The organism is Romboutsia sp. 1001216sp1 (assembly GCF_039841805.1).
In the GTDB taxonomy this organism is placed as follows: Bacteria; Bacillota; Clostridia; order Peptostreptococcales; family Peptostreptococcaceae; genus Romboutsia_C; species Romboutsia_C hominis.
The window spans coordinates 76,393-92,514 of record NZ_JBDPHA010000008.1; the positions used below are offsets into that span (position 1 = coordinate 76,393).

General features: G+C 27.0%; 19 protein-coding genes. 17 read left to right on the plus strand and 2 right to left on the minus strand.

Annotated elements, in window-relative coordinates; genetic code table 11:
* The first annotated feature begins 89 nt into the window (after positions 1-89).
* The 12 genes from recQ (at position 90) to ABHC41_RS09495 (ending at position 9,955) form a co-directional block, all read left to right on the plus strand.
* On the plus strand, positions 90-2,549 hold the full coding sequence (gene recQ / locus ABHC41_RS09440; RefSeq protein ID WP_271892146.1) for a DNA helicase RecQ: 2,460 nt from the start codon (positions 90-92) through the stop codon (positions 2,547-2,549).
* 228 nt (positions 2,550-2,777) lie between these two features.
* The gene (locus ABHC41_RS09445; RefSeq protein WP_092924996.1) at positions 2,778-3,626 is read left to right on the plus strand and encodes a DegV family protein; all 849 of its coding nucleotides are present in this window, start codon (positions 2,778-2,780) and stop codon (positions 3,624-3,626) included.
* Positions 3,627-3,837: 211 nt separating this feature from the next.
* Positions 3,838-4,599: a threonine/serine exporter family protein gene (locus ABHC41_RS09450; protein WP_166505716.1), complete on the plus strand. Its 762-nt coding sequence runs from the start codon at positions 3,838-3,840 to the stop codon at positions 4,597-4,599.
* A gap of 1 nt (position 4,600) precedes the next feature.
* Complete coding sequence (locus ABHC41_RS09455; protein ID WP_092925000.1) at positions 4,601-5,095, plus strand: threonine/serine exporter family protein; 495 nt, start codon at positions 4,601-4,603, stop codon at positions 5,093-5,095.
* 131 nt (positions 5,096-5,226) lie between these two features.
* Positions 5,227-5,544, plus strand: coding sequence for a heavy metal-binding domain-containing protein (locus tag ABHC41_RS09460; RefSeq protein ID WP_092925002.1), 318 nt, complete (start codon positions 5,227-5,229; stop codon positions 5,542-5,544).
* Positions 5,537-5,689, plus strand: a complete 153-nt coding sequence (locus ABHC41_RS09465; protein WP_166505715.1) for a hypothetical protein — start codon at positions 5,537-5,539, stop codon at positions 5,687-5,689. Before ABHC41_RS09460 ends, ABHC41_RS09465 begins: the two co-directional genes overlap by 8 nt.
* A gap of 184 nt (positions 5,690-5,873) precedes the next feature.
* A complete protein-coding gene (gene yqeB, locus ABHC41_RS09470; protein ID WP_240275685.1) occupies positions 5,874-6,674 on the plus strand; it encodes a selenium-dependent molybdenum cofactor biosynthesis protein YqeB in 801 nt (266 codons plus the stop codon).
* A gap of 26 nt (positions 6,675-6,700) precedes the next feature.
* Positions 6,701-7,501: an XdhC/CoxI family protein gene (locus ABHC41_RS09475; RefSeq protein ID WP_195237452.1), complete on the plus strand. Its 801-nt coding sequence runs from the start codon at positions 6,701-6,703 to the stop codon at positions 7,499-7,501.
* 20 nt (positions 7,502-7,521) lie between these two features.
* Entirely contained in the window at positions 7,522-8,031 is a 510-nt protein-coding gene (locus ABHC41_RS09480; RefSeq protein ID WP_092925008.1) for a MogA/MoaB family molybdenum cofactor biosynthesis protein, read from the plus strand.
* A gap of 39 nt (positions 8,032-8,070) precedes the next feature.
* Positions 8,071-9,024, plus strand: coding sequence for a GTP 3',8-cyclase MoaA (gene moaA / locus ABHC41_RS09485; protein ID WP_166505712.1), 954 nt, complete (start codon positions 8,071-8,073; stop codon positions 9,022-9,024).
* A 1-nt stretch (position 9,025) separates the two neighbouring features.
* A complete protein-coding gene (gene moaC / locus ABHC41_RS09490) occupies positions 9,026-9,493 on the plus strand; it encodes a cyclic pyranopterin monophosphate synthase MoaC (RefSeq protein ID WP_176579610.1) in 468 nt (155 codons plus the stop codon).
* Positions 9,494-9,508: 15 nt separating this feature from the next.
* Positions 9,509-9,955, plus strand: a complete 447-nt coding sequence (locus ABHC41_RS09495) for an MOSC domain-containing protein (RefSeq protein WP_176579609.1) — start codon at positions 9,509-9,511, stop codon at positions 9,953-9,955.
* Here ABHC41_RS09495 and ABHC41_RS09500 read toward each other — a convergent pair.
* Entirely contained in the window at positions 9,952-10,713 is a 762-nt protein-coding gene (locus ABHC41_RS09500; RefSeq protein ID WP_166505711.1) for a lysophospholipid acyltransferase family protein, read from the minus strand. The genes ABHC41_RS09495 and ABHC41_RS09500 overlap by 4 nt on opposite strands.
* A gap of 230 nt (positions 10,714-10,943) precedes the next feature.
* Between ABHC41_RS09500 and ABHC41_RS09505 the strand changes: the two genes are divergently transcribed.
* The 4 genes from ABHC41_RS09505 (at position 10,944) to ABHC41_RS09520 (ending at position 13,942) form a co-directional block, all read left to right on the plus strand.
* Positions 10,944-11,219 carry a hypothetical protein gene (locus ABHC41_RS09505; protein ID WP_166505710.1) on the plus strand — a complete coding sequence of 92 codons (276 nt, stop codon included), beginning with the start codon at positions 10,944-10,946 and terminating at the stop codon, positions 11,217-11,219.
* Between the two features lie 327 nt (positions 11,220-11,546).
* The gene (locus ABHC41_RS09510; RefSeq protein ID WP_166505709.1) at positions 11,547-12,977 is read left to right on the plus strand and encodes an SH3 domain-containing protein; all 1,431 of its coding nucleotides are present in this window, start codon (positions 11,547-11,549) and stop codon (positions 12,975-12,977) included.
* A gap of 173 nt (positions 12,978-13,150) precedes the next feature.
* A complete protein-coding gene (locus tag ABHC41_RS09515) occupies positions 13,151-13,687 on the plus strand; it encodes a biotin transporter BioY (protein ID WP_166505708.1) in 537 nt (178 codons plus the stop codon).
* Positions 13,688-13,750: 63 nt separating this feature from the next.
* A complete protein-coding gene (locus tag ABHC41_RS09520; protein WP_092925024.1) occupies positions 13,751-13,942 on the plus strand; it encodes a hypothetical protein in 192 nt (63 codons plus the stop codon).
* A gap of 20 nt (positions 13,943-13,962) precedes the next feature.
* Here ABHC41_RS09520 and ABHC41_RS09525 read toward each other — a convergent pair whose 3' ends face one another.
* Positions 13,963-14,508: a helix-turn-helix domain-containing protein gene (locus tag ABHC41_RS09525; protein WP_271892138.1), complete on the minus strand. Its 546-nt coding sequence runs from the start codon at positions 14,506-14,508 to the stop codon at positions 13,963-13,965.
* 197 nt (positions 14,509-14,705) lie between these two features.
* Here ABHC41_RS09525 and ABHC41_RS09530 point away from each other — a divergent pair, with 197 nt between their 5' ends.
* The gene (locus ABHC41_RS09530; protein WP_240275688.1) at positions 14,706-15,959 is read left to right on the plus strand and encodes a GntP family permease; all 1,254 of its coding nucleotides are present in this window, start codon (positions 14,706-14,708) and stop codon (positions 15,957-15,959) included.
* Positions 15,960-16,122: the final 163 nt, after the last annotated feature.

The window sequence follows — 16,122 nt, forward strand, 5'->3', positions numbered from 1 at the left end:
TGTGGTAAGATAAAGTAAATTAATAGAATTAAAATTAATTAAGATCTAAATACTCCAAAGGATATATTATGCAGTTAGGAGGGTTATAAATGAATATTACACCGTTAGATATATTAAATAGGTATTATGGATATACAAACTTTAGAAAAGGGCAAGAAGATATTATAAATTCTATAATTAATAATAACGATGTTCTTGCTATAATGCCAACAGGAGGAGGTAAATCCATATGTTATCAAATACCTGCCATGGTACTAGAGGGAATAACTATAGTTGTATCTCCTCTTATATCACTTATGAAAGACCAAGTAGATACACTAAAGGTTATGGGAATAGAAGCTGAGTACATAAATAGTTCTCTTTCAAATAGTGAATATGAAAAAGTACTTAACAATATAAAAAATGATAAATGCAAAATATTATATGTAGCACCAGAAAGGTTAGATAGTTCTGATTTTTTAACAGTAATATATGATAAAGTTGTATGTCAAGTTGCGATAGATGAGGCACACTGTGTATCACAATGGGGACATGATTTTAGAGTAAGTTATAAAAAAATACCATATTTTATAAATAACTTAAGAAATAGACCAATAGTAACGGCTTTTACAGCTACAGCAAGTGATGAAGTTAGAAAAGATATAGTAGAAGTACTTAATTTAAATAATCCAAAAGTATTTATATCAGGGTTTGATAGAGAAAATTTATCTATAAATATAATTAAATCCCCTGCTAAAAATAAATACTTATTAGATTATGTTAAAAATCATGAAAATGAATGTGGGATAATATATGCATCAACTAGAAAAGAAGTAGAAAATATACATGATGGACTTTTAAAAAGAGGTTATTTAGTATCTAAATATCATGCAGGTCTTAGTAATGAAACAAGAAAAGAAAATCAAGAAAAGTTTATAAATGATGATATTAAGATAATGGTAGCAACAAATGCTTTTGGTATGGGAATAGATAAACCAAATATAAGATGGGTAATTCATTATAATATGCCACAAAGTATAGAAAACTACTATCAAGAAATAGGTAGAGCAGGAAGAGATGGCGAAGAAAGTGAGTGTATATTATTATTTGCTCCACAAGATGTTCATACGCAAAAATATTTAGTGGAAGCGTCCATAGAAAATCCTCAAAGAAAGATAGCTAAATATACTAAACTTCAGCAAATGGTAGATTTAATATATACTAGTGATTGCTATAGAAAATGTATACTAGATTATTTTGGAGAAACTATGGAAGATGAATGCAATAACTGTAGCAACTGTTTAAATGATGGAGAGGTAGTAGATAAGACACTAGATGCTATGATGGTAATATCTTGTATTGCTAGAATGAAAAGAAGCTATGGAATAACCATGATAGTCGATGTTCTTAGGGGTTCTAAAAATAAAAAAGTATTAGAATTAGAATTTGATAAATTATCAACTTATGGTCTTATGAAAAAGTACTCTAGTGAAGATTTAAAAAACTTTATAAATACATTAGTATCACATGGATTTTTAGATATAGTAGAAAATTTAGGACATAGAGGAACATTTCCAACTATAAAATTAAATGAACAATCAATGAGAGTTATAAAAAAGGAAATAAAAGTTGAATTAAAAGAAGCTAAAGCAAGTAAGTCTAAGTATGTAGAAAATGAATTATACGAAGAATTAGTAAGCTTAAGAAGTAATATAGCAAGAGAAGAATCTATAGCTCCATATATGGTATTTGGAGATGCAACTCTTAAAGGTATGGCAAGTATTTATGCTACATCAAAAGAAGAAATGCTTAGTGTATCTGGTATAGGCGAAGTAAAGTATGAAAAGTATGGTTCTAGATTTAAAGATGTAATAGAATCCTATATAAATAGAAACAATATTGATAAACAAAAAGTATTAGATAATAATACAAATAAAAAAGACAACACAAAAATTAAAGATGAATATTTTGAAGTTACTACAGATAAAAATCTATATAATATTTTAGATGATTTAAGAAAAGATATAGCAAAAAAGGAAAAGACTATACCTTATATGGTAATTAGCAAAAATTCTTTAAAAGAAATAAGTGGGAGGTATCCAACTACTAAAGAACAATTAAAAGATATAGGTGGTATGGGTCCAGTTAAAATAAATAGATACGGTGAAAGTATATTAGATGTAGTAAATTCATATATAAATGAAAAAAATATAAGACCAGAGTGGGAAGATAAAAAAAGACTTAAGCTTATAATAGATGGAGAAAATAGAAAAAATAATGAAATAGCCCTAGATTTATTGAATCAAGTGAATGATATAAAATATGTATGTGAAGAAATAGAAACATCTCTTTCTACAGTTTTAGGATATATATATGATTATATAAAAGAAGGAAATTGCATAAACTTTAATATAGATTTAGAGAGTATGTATGAACAAAAAGATAAAGCAATGATATTAGATGCATGTGAAAGGTTTTCTGAAGATAAGATAAGTGTAATAAAAAAGTCACTACCAGATTATATAAAGTATGAAAATATCAGAGCTGTAATACTTGAAAAATATATATAAAATATTGAATAAAAAATAGCTTGATGCTAAAAAGTATCAAGCTATTTTTTATGTTAAATTAAATTTTATGTAACTTAATGAATATTTTGGAAATAATCTAAAATATGTAAAAAATTAACTTTAAAATATTGAAATAAAAATATTATTATGCTAAGATATTAATACCTGGTATTAAAACTTAAAGTAATAACTTAGATATAAAAGAAGAGTTAAAAAGTTGGAGGAAAAATGAATAATATAAAAATAATATGTGATAGCTTATCGGATATACCTAAAGAATTTATTGATAAATATGATATAGAAGTAGTACCACTTAGCATAATTTTTAATGGTAGAGAATATATAGATGGAGTAGATCTAACTGAAGATGAATTTTATAAAATGCTAAGGGAAAATGAAAGTTTACCAAAAACATCTCAAGTTACGTATATGTCATTTAAAAATGCATTTGAAAAATACATAGATAAATATGAAGAGATTTTGTATATAGGAGGATCATCTAACGCATCTGGTACATATCAAAGTGCTGTTATGGCTAAAAATGATATAGAAAACAAAAATATACACACATTTGATACATTATCATTATCTATAGGAAGTACATGCTTAGTACTTAGTGCAGCTAAGTTAGCTAAAGAAGGCAAAAGTATAGAAGAGATAATAAAACATCTGACAAATTTAAAAAATAACTTATCTGTTTTATTTACAGTAGAAACGCTAGAGTATTTGCAAAAGGGTGGTAGAATGTCTTTAGCTAAGGCTACAATAGGAAATATGTTAAATATAAAGCCAATACTTCGCTTAGATGAAGGATTAGTTAAACATTTTTCACAAGCGAGAGGTAAAAAACAAGTAATAAACAATATAGTAGAAATTATAAAAGAACAACAAGGTGAAGATTTAACTAATAAGACTATAATAATTGGTTATGGAGATAATGAAGGAGATTTAAAAATATTAAAAAATAATTTATGTGAAAATTTAAATGTAAAAGACATTGTTGTTGTAAATATAGGAAGCTGCATATGTGCACATACAGGACCTGGAGTGCTTGGAATTGCATGTTGTGATATATAATAATGAAGATAAACTATAAAAGTTATATAATTTAATTTTTATAGTTTATTTTTTTATTTAAAAACATAAATTAACGTATATTGCTTTAGTATTTACATTTAAAAATTCTAAATTTATCTAAAATTTTTATTATTATAAATATACAAAAACATAATATAAAAAATAAATATTATGCTATAATGGAATCTGTGTGAATTTAAGGGGGTGTACTATGAACATTGATAGAATTTTAGATTTTTCATCTAATGCAGGAAGGCTTATGCTTCAAAGTGGAGGAGAAACTTATAGAGTAGAGGAAACCATATCAAGGATTTGTCAGTCTTTTGATGTAGACGAAGTAGAAGTATTTGCAACCCCTACAGCGGTAATGGTTTCTATATTTCTTAATGGTAAGATATATTCAGTAGTTAAAAGGATTAACTCAAGAGGTGTAAATTTAAATAGAGTTCATAATATAAATTCTCTTTCGAGAAAGATATATCATGATAAATTAAGCATAGATGAATGTGAACTAGAACTAGAAAAAATATGTAACGATGATATGTATAAGGATAATACAGTATTATTATTTTCAGGTATATCAACAGCTATGTTTACATTATTGTTTGGTGGTAATTTTAATGCTATTTTAGGATCTTTTATAATTGGTATAATAATAAAATATATATATAACAAATTAAGCAAATCATCATTAAATGAATTTTTTATAAATAGTTTATGTGGAGGAGTAGTAGCTATATTTTCTGTATTAATGTATGACATTGGTTTTATACATGAGATAGATAAAATAATAGCTGGAAGTATAATGCTTTTAGTTCCAGGCCTTGCACTTACAAATTCTATAAGAGATATTATGCAAGGAGAATTAATATCAGGGCTTACTAAGGTCGCAGAAGCTTTATTAATAGGTGTATCTATTGCAGTTGGCACAGGATTTGTAATAAGTATGTATCTTCAGATGGGAGGGATGTAGTATGATTATAGAATCAATAGCATCTTTTTTTATAGGAATAGGATTTGGAATTATATTTAATATAAAAGGAAAGCGACTAATAGTAGCAGGAATAGGTGGAGGAATAGCTTGGTTTTCATACAAATTTTCTCTACATTGTATAGGATCAGATGTAATATCATATTTTATATCTGCTATATGCTTTAGTATATACTGCGAAATATGTGCAAGAATATATAAAACACCAGCTACAACATTAAGTGTATGTTGCCTTATTCCTTTGGTTCCAGGATATGGAGTATATAATACAATGTATCAGTTTATAGTAGGAGATTATATGAAAGCTATAGAATATGGGGTAAATACATTAGCAATATCTGGTGCATTAGCATTAGGTATAATATTTGTATCTACTATATTTAGAAATATAAAGCTAGGAAAGTTTATAGGAAAAAGTACTAAAAACAAAAATAACTCTAGTATAAAATCAGGGGAAAATAATTTAGAAATAGTTTAAAGAATACCGATAATTTTTATCGGTATTTTTTTATATTAAAATAGTAAAGTTTATAGAATAAAATAGGTGAATAATATATACTCATTAGTAATAGGAAAATATTTTAGTATAAAATAAGATGGAGGATATATATGTTAATATTAACTACAGAGTGTATACCAGGTAAGAATATTATAGAAGTTAAGGGATTAGTAAAAGGAAGTACAATTAGAGCAAAGCATATAGGAAAAGATATAGGTGCAAGTTTTAAGCAATTAGTTGGTGGAGAACTTACAGGATACGATGAGATGTTAGCAGAAGCTAGAAAAATAGCAATAGCTAGAATGGTAGAAGATGCTAAAGCACAAGGTGCTAATGCAATAATTGGATTTAGATTAACATCAGCAGCAGTTATGCAAGGAGCTGCTGAAATGTTAGCATATGGTACTGGAGTTGTTATTGATGAGTAATATAGGGCTCATAATAGCTTTAATACTTGCTGTAGGAACACCTTTTGTTATTATAGTTGGAAGTATAGTACTTATTATAGTTAAAATAATAGAAAGAAAAAAAGAAAAGAAAAATGAAGATTTTGATAAGTATGATAAATATTAAACTAGAAAGTATAGCTATACTAATATGTATGGCTATACTTTTTTGTATGAAAATTAAAGCTTTTAATAAACATTATTATATTTAATAATTACGAATTATAATATATAAAAAAATATAAATGTATTGTATAATACTATTAATAAAAATATTTATATTGATAAATGTTTGGAAGGGTGGTCGAAATATGATAGTAGTAAGAGGTGCAGGAGATTTAGCCAGTGGAGTAATACATAGATTAAATAGATGTGGGTTTGATGTGGTTTGTTTGGAAGTTGAAAAACCATTGGCAATAAGGCGAAATGTAAGTTTTAGTGAAGCTGTTTATGAAGGAGAATTTAGTGTTGAAGGTGTTTGTGCAAAGCTTTGTAATAATATAGAGGAGATAAAAAAAGCTATAAAAGATAAGAATGTAGCTTTAGTTGTTGATGAAAAAGGAGAGTATATAAAATATTTAAAACCGGATATAGTAATAGATTGTATTCTAGCTAAAAAAAATTTAGGGACAAATAAAGATATGGCTAAGCTTACTATTGCATTAGGTCCAGGATTTTGTGCGGGTAAAGATGTAGATATAGTAATTGAAACTATGAGGGGTCATAATTTAGGAAAAATCATAAATAGTGGATATGCTCTAAAAAATACATCTACACCAGGAGTTATAAATGGTATAGGAAAAGAAAGAGTCGGGTATGCAAAAGAAAGTGGTATTATAGAAAATATAGCTAGTATAGGAAGTGTAGTAAAAAAAGGAGAAGTACTAGCTTATATAATAAACAAAGATAATGAAAAAATTGATGTAAAAGCAAATATAGATGGAGTTTTAAGAGGAATTATAAGAAATAAGTCTAATATAGTAAAAGGATTAAAAATACTAGATATAGACCCAAGAATTGAAGAAGTTAATAATTGTTATACAATATCAGATAAAGCTAGATGTATAGCTGGAAGTGTTTTAGAGGAAGTTGTAAGATTTTATAATAAATAGTCAAAAGCTAGATAGGAGAAGTAATTATGGATGAGATGATATTAGACAGAATAAGTAAAGAAGTGAAAGGTGGAAATAAGGTAGCTTTTGCAACTATAACGGAAGTAAAAGGTTCTAGTCCAGGAAAAGTAGGTGCTACACTAGCGTACTTTAATGATAAAAGTATACTAGGAACTGTAGGCGGAGGAATATTAGAACACGAAGTAATAACTGAATGTAAAAAAGCATTAGATAGTGGGGGTGATAGAGTATTTAAACATGCTTTAGATGAAAACTCTAAAGATACTCCTATGCAGTGTGGTGGAAGAGTTTGTGGCTTTATAAAAGTATTTAAACCAAGACCAAGACTTTTAATAGTCGGAGGAGGACATGTAGGTTATAATATATATAAAATTGCAAATACATTAGACTTTTATAAAATAATAGTAGATGATAGAGTAGAATTTGCAAATAAAGAAAGATTTGAAAGTGCAGATGAAGTATATTCTGGAAATATAGATAATATATTAAATGATATAAATATAGATGAAAACACATACGTAATAATTGCAACTAGAGGATATGAAAAAGATTTAGAGGCATTAAGAGAAATAATAAAGAAAAATCCTTCTTATATAGGCATGATAGGAAGTAAGAAAAAGTGGAATACATTAAAAGGAGAACTTTTAAAAGAAGGTGTAGAAAAAGAATTATTAGATAAGGTATATGCACCTGTAGGTCTTAATATATCGTCAAATGATGTTTCAGAAATAGCCTTTGGTATAATGGCTGAATTATTATTAGTAAAAAATAAAGGGGAATTATCACATAGAAAACATACTAAATAATATAAAATTGGGAGGTAAATATGTTTAAAGTAGCTATAGTAACACTTAGTGATAAAGGATATATAGGAGAAAGAGAAGATATAACGGGAAAAAAGCTAAAAGAGTATATAGAAGAAAATAATGAATACAAAGTAGTACATTATAATCTGTTAAAAGATGATAAGGGCATGTTAAAAGAAGAACTTATAAATATTTGTGATAATAATATAGCTGATTTGGTACTTACTAATGGAGGAACAGGTTTTTCTAAAAGGGATACAACACCAGAAGCTACAAAAGAAGTTTTAGAAAGGGAAATTCCAGGTATAAGTGAATATATGAGATTAAAATCTAGTGAAATAACTAAAAAAGCAATACTTAGTAGAGGAATAAGTGGTATAAGAAACAATTCTATTATAATTAACTTGCCAGGAAGCCCTAAAGGTGCAATAGAAAATTTAGGGTTTGTGTTAGATGTATTACCCCATGGAATAGAAATATTAAAAGGTGAGGCAACAGAATGTGCCATTACAACTAAAAATAGTATATAATTAGTTATATAAAATAGGCAAAAAAGAGGGTAGCTAGTTATGATTGATAAATATGGAAGAAATATAAATTATGCACGTATTTCTTTAACTGAAAAATGCAATCTAAGATGTGTTTATTGTATGCCAGATGATGTAAGCTTTAATGAATACGAAAATACACTTAGTTTAAATGATTATAAATTTATTATAAATGGATTATCGCAAATAGGAATAACAAAAATTAGATTTACAGGAGGAGAACCTTTATTATATGAAGGTTTATCAGAAATTATAAGATACACTTATGAAGAATGTAATATAAAAGATGTAGCTATAACTACTAATGGAATAGGTCTTTATGATATGGCATATGAATTATATGAAAGTGGTCTTAGAACTGTAAATATAAGTCTAGATTCATTAAAAGAATATAAATATAAAAGTATTACTAGAAATGGAGATATAAAAGAAGTATTAAAATCTATATCTAGATGCTTAGAACTTGGAATGAAAGTTAAAATAAATTGTGTACTTATAAGTGGATTTAATGAAAATGAAATACCAGACTTTATACTTATGACAAAATTTAATAATATTGATGTAAGATTTATTGAACTTATGCCTTTAGGAGAGGCTAGTAAAATATATAGAAATGGATATGTTAATATACAAGATGTGATAAGTCAAATAGATGGATTATATAAAATAGAAAGTAGTGAAAATTCTACTGCTAAATACTACAAATTAGAAGATTCAATGGGAAGAGTTGGAATAATAACTCCTATGTCATGTTCGTTTTGTAGTGAGTGTAATAGGATAAGAATAACTCAAAATGGAACTATTAAATTATGTCTTCATTCAGAAGAAGAGTATGATATAAAATACTACTTAAATAAGCCATTAATTTTTAGAGAAGTATTAAAAGAGATAATATTAGACAAACCAGAAAGACATTACTTAAATGAAAATAAAGTTAGTGATACTAAAAGGAGTATGTATCAAATAGGAGGATAATATGCTAACTCATATAAATGAAAAGGGATATGCAAAAATGGTTGATGTAGGAGATAAAGAAAATACAAAAAGAACTGCAACTGCAAAAGCTAGCATATTAGTAAATAAAGAAATAATAGATAAGATATTAAATGGACAAGTTAAAAAAGGTGATGTATTATCAGTAGCACAGGTTGCAGGAATAATGGGTGCTAAAAATACACCAATGAATATTCCTATGTGTCATCAGATAAATTTAGTAGGTTGTGATTTAGATTTTAATATAGATGAAAAAGAGAATATAATAAATATATATGCAACGTGTAAATCAGTGGGAAAAACTGGTGTTGAAATGGAAGCTTTAAGTGCAGTAACAATAGCAGCACTTACAATATATGATATGTGCAAAGCTATAGATAAAAAAATGGTAATAAAGGATGTACATCTGCTAGAAAAAAGTGGTGGTAAGTCTGGAAATTTCAAATTTTAAAAAAGGATGGGGAGTATGGCTAAGATCGTATCTATAAATATAAGTGAAAAAAAAGGTGTAGTAAAAGTACCTGTAGATAAAGCTACTTTAAAAATAAATCATGGAATAGTTAATGATGCACATGCAGGAAATTGGCATAGACAAATATCGTTACTAGCAAAAGAAAGTATAGATAAAATGAGAGAAAGAGGATTTGATCATTTAAAATTTGGTGATTTTGCAGAAAATATAACAACAGAAGGAATAAATGTATACAAACTTCCTGTAGGAACTAGATTAACTCTAGGTGAATGTGAAGTAGAAGTAACTCAAATAGGTAAAAAATGCCATGGAGGATGTGAAATAAAAAGAACTACAGGTGACTGCGTTATGCCTAGAGAAGGTATATTTGTAAAAGTTATAAGTGAAGGAACTATAAATATAGGTGATGAAGTAAAAATATTAAAAGAGAGTATGGTTTAAGCCATACTCTTTTCTTCTTTATAGTTAAACTCTAACATTTTATCTTCCATTTTATTTTTTATATGGTCAGCTAATATACTAGATTTTAACTTAGTATTATCTATATGTTTGTATATAGGGTCTAAAAATTCAACCTCTATAGATTTTGAGTGAATTTTACCGATAGGTTCATAGCCATCATAAATACCTTGAGAGTTTTTTATAACTAAAGGAACTATAGGACAATTTGCCTTATAAGCTATTTTTAAAGCACCACTTCTAAAAGTTGATACTAAAGAATTAGGTTCTTTTACCCAAGTTAAATCACCCTCTGGGAATACTGCCATACTGTGTCCTAAGGTTATATTTTTAGATGCTTGTATAATACTTTTTATGCCTTCTCTATTATTTTTTCTATTTATGTATACACATTTTATAAGTTTAGTCCAATCTTTTAAAATAGGAATATTTCTCCAAATAGGCTCATCTGCTATAACACACCCGATAGGTCTATCCACACTAGAAATTAGTATAAAACTATCTAACATACTAGAATGATTTACAACAAATAAAACTGGCTCATTAGGGATTTTTTCTTTTCCTAAAATATTTACATCTATATCAACTAACTTTAGTGATTTTAGAGCATGTGATTTTAATACATCAAATTGTTCATTTGATGTATATTTATCAGGATTATTTTTATATTTAAGCAATTTAGGTAAAGTTCCTAGAAAGCCAATTAACTGATAAATTGCAAATTTTATATAATTAAACAAAACTTTCATCTCCTTAAATATTATAATTAAAGATTTTAGCATAAAATTATTATAAACTCAAAATAAAAAAATGTTCAATTAGTAATAAAAAAAGTATGTATAAAATATAGATTAAGTATAAGTTTTTATATTACATAAAAATTATATTCCCTTAAAGGATTTTAATAAACATAATTTTGGAAATATGTAATTAAAAATTTTAAGAAAATATAGTATTAAGGAGTATTTATATGGGGAAAAGTATAAAAAGAGTATATGATGAAAAGCTTTTAAGAGTAAAAGTCTTATCTCATAATGGAGATAAAATTCATATAAAATTACCCGTTAACTTTGTAAAAAAAATGATACAAAATAATGCACTAGACTTTTTTAATGATTTAGATGATATAGTCGATGGTAAAAAACTTATAAGCTTAGTTACAAGAGCATTAGATGAAAATATAAGTGGTGAAGTTGCACACCTAGAAAGAAAGAATGGAGATATTATAAAAATAATATTAGATTAACACTAAGAATTTCTTAGTGTTTTATTTTTTTATAAAAAATAATATAGCAATAAAAAGATAAATATAATAAATAAAAAAGTTAGAAATGATACTATAATTCGACAAGGATATATACGAAATAGTAAAAAGAATTAATTAAAATTAAAAATCAAACAATATTATACCCATTTTTACTAAAAATAATGAAAAAAATATAAAAAAATATAAAAAATGTAAAAAAATTCATAACAAATTTACAAATAAAGTATATAATATATATAAGAATTATTTTGAGAATAAAAACTTTAAATTATATATTGTATAAGAAATAAAAATGGGAGGTTTAAAATGTTAGATAGAAAAGTGGCAGTAGCAGTTTGTGCTACTACAGTAGGACTAGCTATGGGGACTACAGGTGCGTTTGCAGATGGAAAAACAGGAACTGTAACAGTTAGTACATTAAATATAAGAAGTGGACCTAGTACAAGTTACTCAATAGTAACAAAAGTTCATCAAGGAGATAAACTTGAAATATTAGAAAGCTCAAATGGATGGCATAAAGTAAAACTATCAAATGGAAAAATAGGATGGGGAAGTGGAAACTATATAAGTGTATCTGGATCTAGCAGTAACAATAGTTCAAACCAAGTTACAGGAAAGATGGGTACAATAACAACTGCAGCTTTAAATATAAGAAGCGGTGCATCTACATCTCACTCTATAGTAACTAAAGCTTATCAAGGAGACAAAGTAAAGATATTAGATAGCTCAAATGGATGGCATAAAGTGCAACTTTCAAATGGAAAATCAGGATGGGGTCATGGTGGATACATAAGCCTATCTGATTCAAATGCAGGTTCAGGAAATAATGCAAATAACGGTGGAGAAACTTCTACACCTGTTACAGGAAAAACAGGAACAATAACAACAGCAGCTTTAAATATAAGAAGTGGCCCAAGTACTAGCTATGGTATAATAACTAAGGTATACGAAGGAAATAAGGTAGAAATATTAGAAAAAAGTTCAAATGGATGGTACAAAGTAAAATTATCAAATGGAAAAATAGGATGGGGAAGTGGAAGCTATATAAGCTTATCTGACTCAAGTGCAGGTTCAGGAAATAATGCAAATAATGGTGGAGAAATTTCTACACCTGTTACAGGTAAAAAAGGAACAATAACAACAGCAGCTTTAAATATAAGAAGTGGCCCAAGCACTAGCTATGGCGTAATAACTAAAGCTTATCAAGGTGATAGAGTAGATATATTAGAAAGCTCAAATGGATGGTATAAAGTAAAATTATCAAATGGAAAAGTAGGATGGGGAAGTTCAAGCTATATAAGCTTATCTAACTCAAATACAGGTTCAGGAAGTAATAGTAGTTCAGACAATGGACAAACATCTCAAAGCAAAGTACAAAAGGTATTAAGCACAGCTATGGCACAACTAGGAAAGCCATATGTATGGGGAGCAGAAGGACCTAATAGCTTTGACTGTTCAGGATTAACTTACTATGTATATAAGCAAGTTGGAATAACATTACCTAGAGTTTCAACAGCTCAATATAGTGTAGGGAGATCTGTAAGTTGGAATAACTTACAACCAGGAGACTTAATGTTCTCTAGTACTGATGGAAGTGGAAGAATAACTCATGTTGGTATATATATAGGTAATGGACAAATGATACATGCTCCAAAACCAGGAGATGTAGTTCAAAAGACTAGTATAAACAATAGTTACTGGAAAAATGCTCACGTAGGAGCTAAGAGAGTTTTATAATAAATAAGGCACCATAGCAAAATTGCTATGGTGTTTTTATTTAAAGTTATAAAAAATAGTTAAATAAAGATATAATAAAGAAAAGTTAGTAATATATAGTTTTAAAGGATTGTACTAAAATGTAGTTAATTTTGGTATAATCCTTTTATAGTATAAATACTAAGGAGAAAAATATGAAATTATCAACTAAAGAATTAGTTATATGTTCTATATTTGCAAGTTTAACAGCTATACTTGCTCAAATATCAATACCAATACCTTTTACAACTGTACCACTTACTATGCAGATGTTTTCTGTTATGATTTGTGGAATATTACTTGGTCCTAGGTTAGGTTTTTTATCTCAAGTTATATATTTAAGCCTTGGACTAATAGGTATACCTGTATTTTCTCAAATGGGTGGAGGAATAGGTGTATTAGTTGGACCTACAGGAGGTTTCTTAATATCATTTCCTATAGTTTCATATATTGTTGGATATTTTTTTGAAAAATATAAAAATAATATATTACTTTTACTTTCAATGTTAATAGCACTTTTTATAAGCTATATAATAGGTACTTTTCAATTTAGCTTAATAGCAGGAGTAAGTTTTTTTAAAGGTCTACTAACTTGTGTAGTACCATTTTTAATTGTAGATTTTATAAAAGTAGGATTAGCGTATATACTTGGAAAATGTATAAGAAAAAGGATAAACTTTAAAAATATATAAACAGAGATAGTAAAATATATTAATGGGTATATAAGTGGTAAATACTTATAGGGGGAGATTTATTTGGAAAGAGTTTTAGAATTGATAGAAAGAAAATTTTTAAAAGATAGTGAGTTATTAGAATTAGAAGATAGTGAATTTGTAATAAACTTAAAATATAAACAGCCTTATAATGCACACTATAACGAGTATTTAATAACTATAAATATAAATGAAACAATAAAAGAATATAGTGTATATTTAAAACATAGATAAAAAGAGCCATTAGGCTCTTTTTATAATATAACGGCAAATATTACTTTAGTATCATTATTTGTTATATTTTCCCAAAGATGTCTAGAACCAATAGGAACTTTAACGCTATCACCTTCATATAAAGTAAATTTATCTTCATCTATGTATAGGTTAGCTTCACCACTTAATATATAAGCTATCTCATATCCTTTATGTTCTATAAAATTAGTACAAGAGCTAGTGTTAGGAGATAGGTTCATTATAGCAAATTCAAAATTATCATTAATTTCTGGAGATAATACTTCATAGACTACATCATTATTTCCAGGAAGAATAACTTTTTTTCTATTATCTTTTCTGACTATTAAATTTCTTTTATCAACTTCAGACATAAAGAAAGTAAATAGTGGAACATTTAAAGCAGAGGCTATAGATTTTAATGAATTAACTGATGGATTAGCAAGCCCTCTTTCTATTTGGCTTAGTAAAGATGGTGTAACACCTGCTAGTTTAGCTAAGTCTCTTATGCTTAAATCTTGTTTTTTTCTTATTTCACAGATTTTAATACCAATATTTAAATCATTCATAATTAATCACCTTAGTTAAAATTTTTATAAAACTTAAACAATATATTTATTATAGCATAAAATGCATATTAATAAATGTTAAATAGAATTTAATTAATTAATATATAGTTGACAAAATAGTAGTAAAAACATAAAATTATATTAAACTTATTAAATAAAATTTAATTAGTTTAATATAATTTAACAGGGGGATTTGTATGCAGATAACAACTTTTGGGGCAATATTTGGACTTTTTACAGCTATAATTCTTATAATTAAGAAATTTCAACCTGTGTATAGTTTAATGTTAGGAGCTTTAGTTGGTGGATTGATTGGAGGTTGTCATTTATCACAAACTGTAGAGTATATGATAAATGGAGCAAAAGATATATCACCATCTATATTAAGAGTTTTAGCATCAGGAGTATTAGCAGGATGTTTGATAAAAACAGGATCAGTAAATAAGATATCTGAAGAAATAATTAAGTTATTAGGAACAGATAAAGCCATTTTAGGAATAGCTATATCAACTATGGTTTTAGCAGGAGTTGGGGTTAACTTAGATGTAGCTATTATAACTGTTGCACCTATAGGTATGTACATAGGAAATAAGTTATCTTATTCTAAAATATCTATACTTTTAGCTTTAGCTGGAGGAGGAAAGGCTGGAAATATAATATCACCAAATCCAAACACTTTAGCAGTATCAGAAAATTTCAATGTAACTTTATCAAATGTAATGGCATCAAATATAGTGCCTGCTATATGTGGAATATTTATAACTGTAATATTAACTAAGTTGATTATAGATAAAGGTAGCAAGTTTGAACAAAGTGATATATTACAAGAAAAAAAGGAAATGCCTACTTTATTTAGATCTTTGATAGGGCCTTTAGTATCTATAGGGTTATTATTTCTAGGTAATATATCTAGTGTTTCCATAGATCCATTAATAGCACTACCTTTAGGAGGAATAGTTTGTGTAATTGCAACAGGAAATATTAAAAAGTTAAATAACTATTTAGCCTATGGAGTTAGCCAAATGCAAGGAGTATGTATATTATTAATAGGAACAGGAACACTTGCAGGTATTATACAAATGTCTAATCTTCAAAATAGTACAATAACTGTACTTGAAGTATTAAGCGTACCACAATTTTTATTAGCACCAATATCTGGGATGCTAATGTCTTTAGCAACGGCATCATCAACAGCAGGAGCAACTATAGCATCATCAACTTTTAAAGAAGCTATAATAAGTTCAGGATTTTCAGCTTTAAATGGAGCAAGCATTGTAAATGCAGGTTCTAGTGCTTTTGAGCAGTTACCTCATGGATCATTATTTCATACAAGTGCAAAGAGTGTAAATATGGGTATAAAAGAGAGATTTACATTACTTCCTTATGAGATTATGTTAGGGTTTAGTATGACAGTAGTATCGACTTTAATAAATATTATGTTTTTTAAATAAATATATTAATTAAATTGTCTAAATAAAAAAGGTGAATATAAATTCACCTTTTTTATCTAAAAAATGATAATATAAATAATAGCAATATATTACATAAGTATAAAAGTAATAAAAAATATTTTTCAATTGGTAGAAAAAATAAAAATGGGGTATAAATATAAAT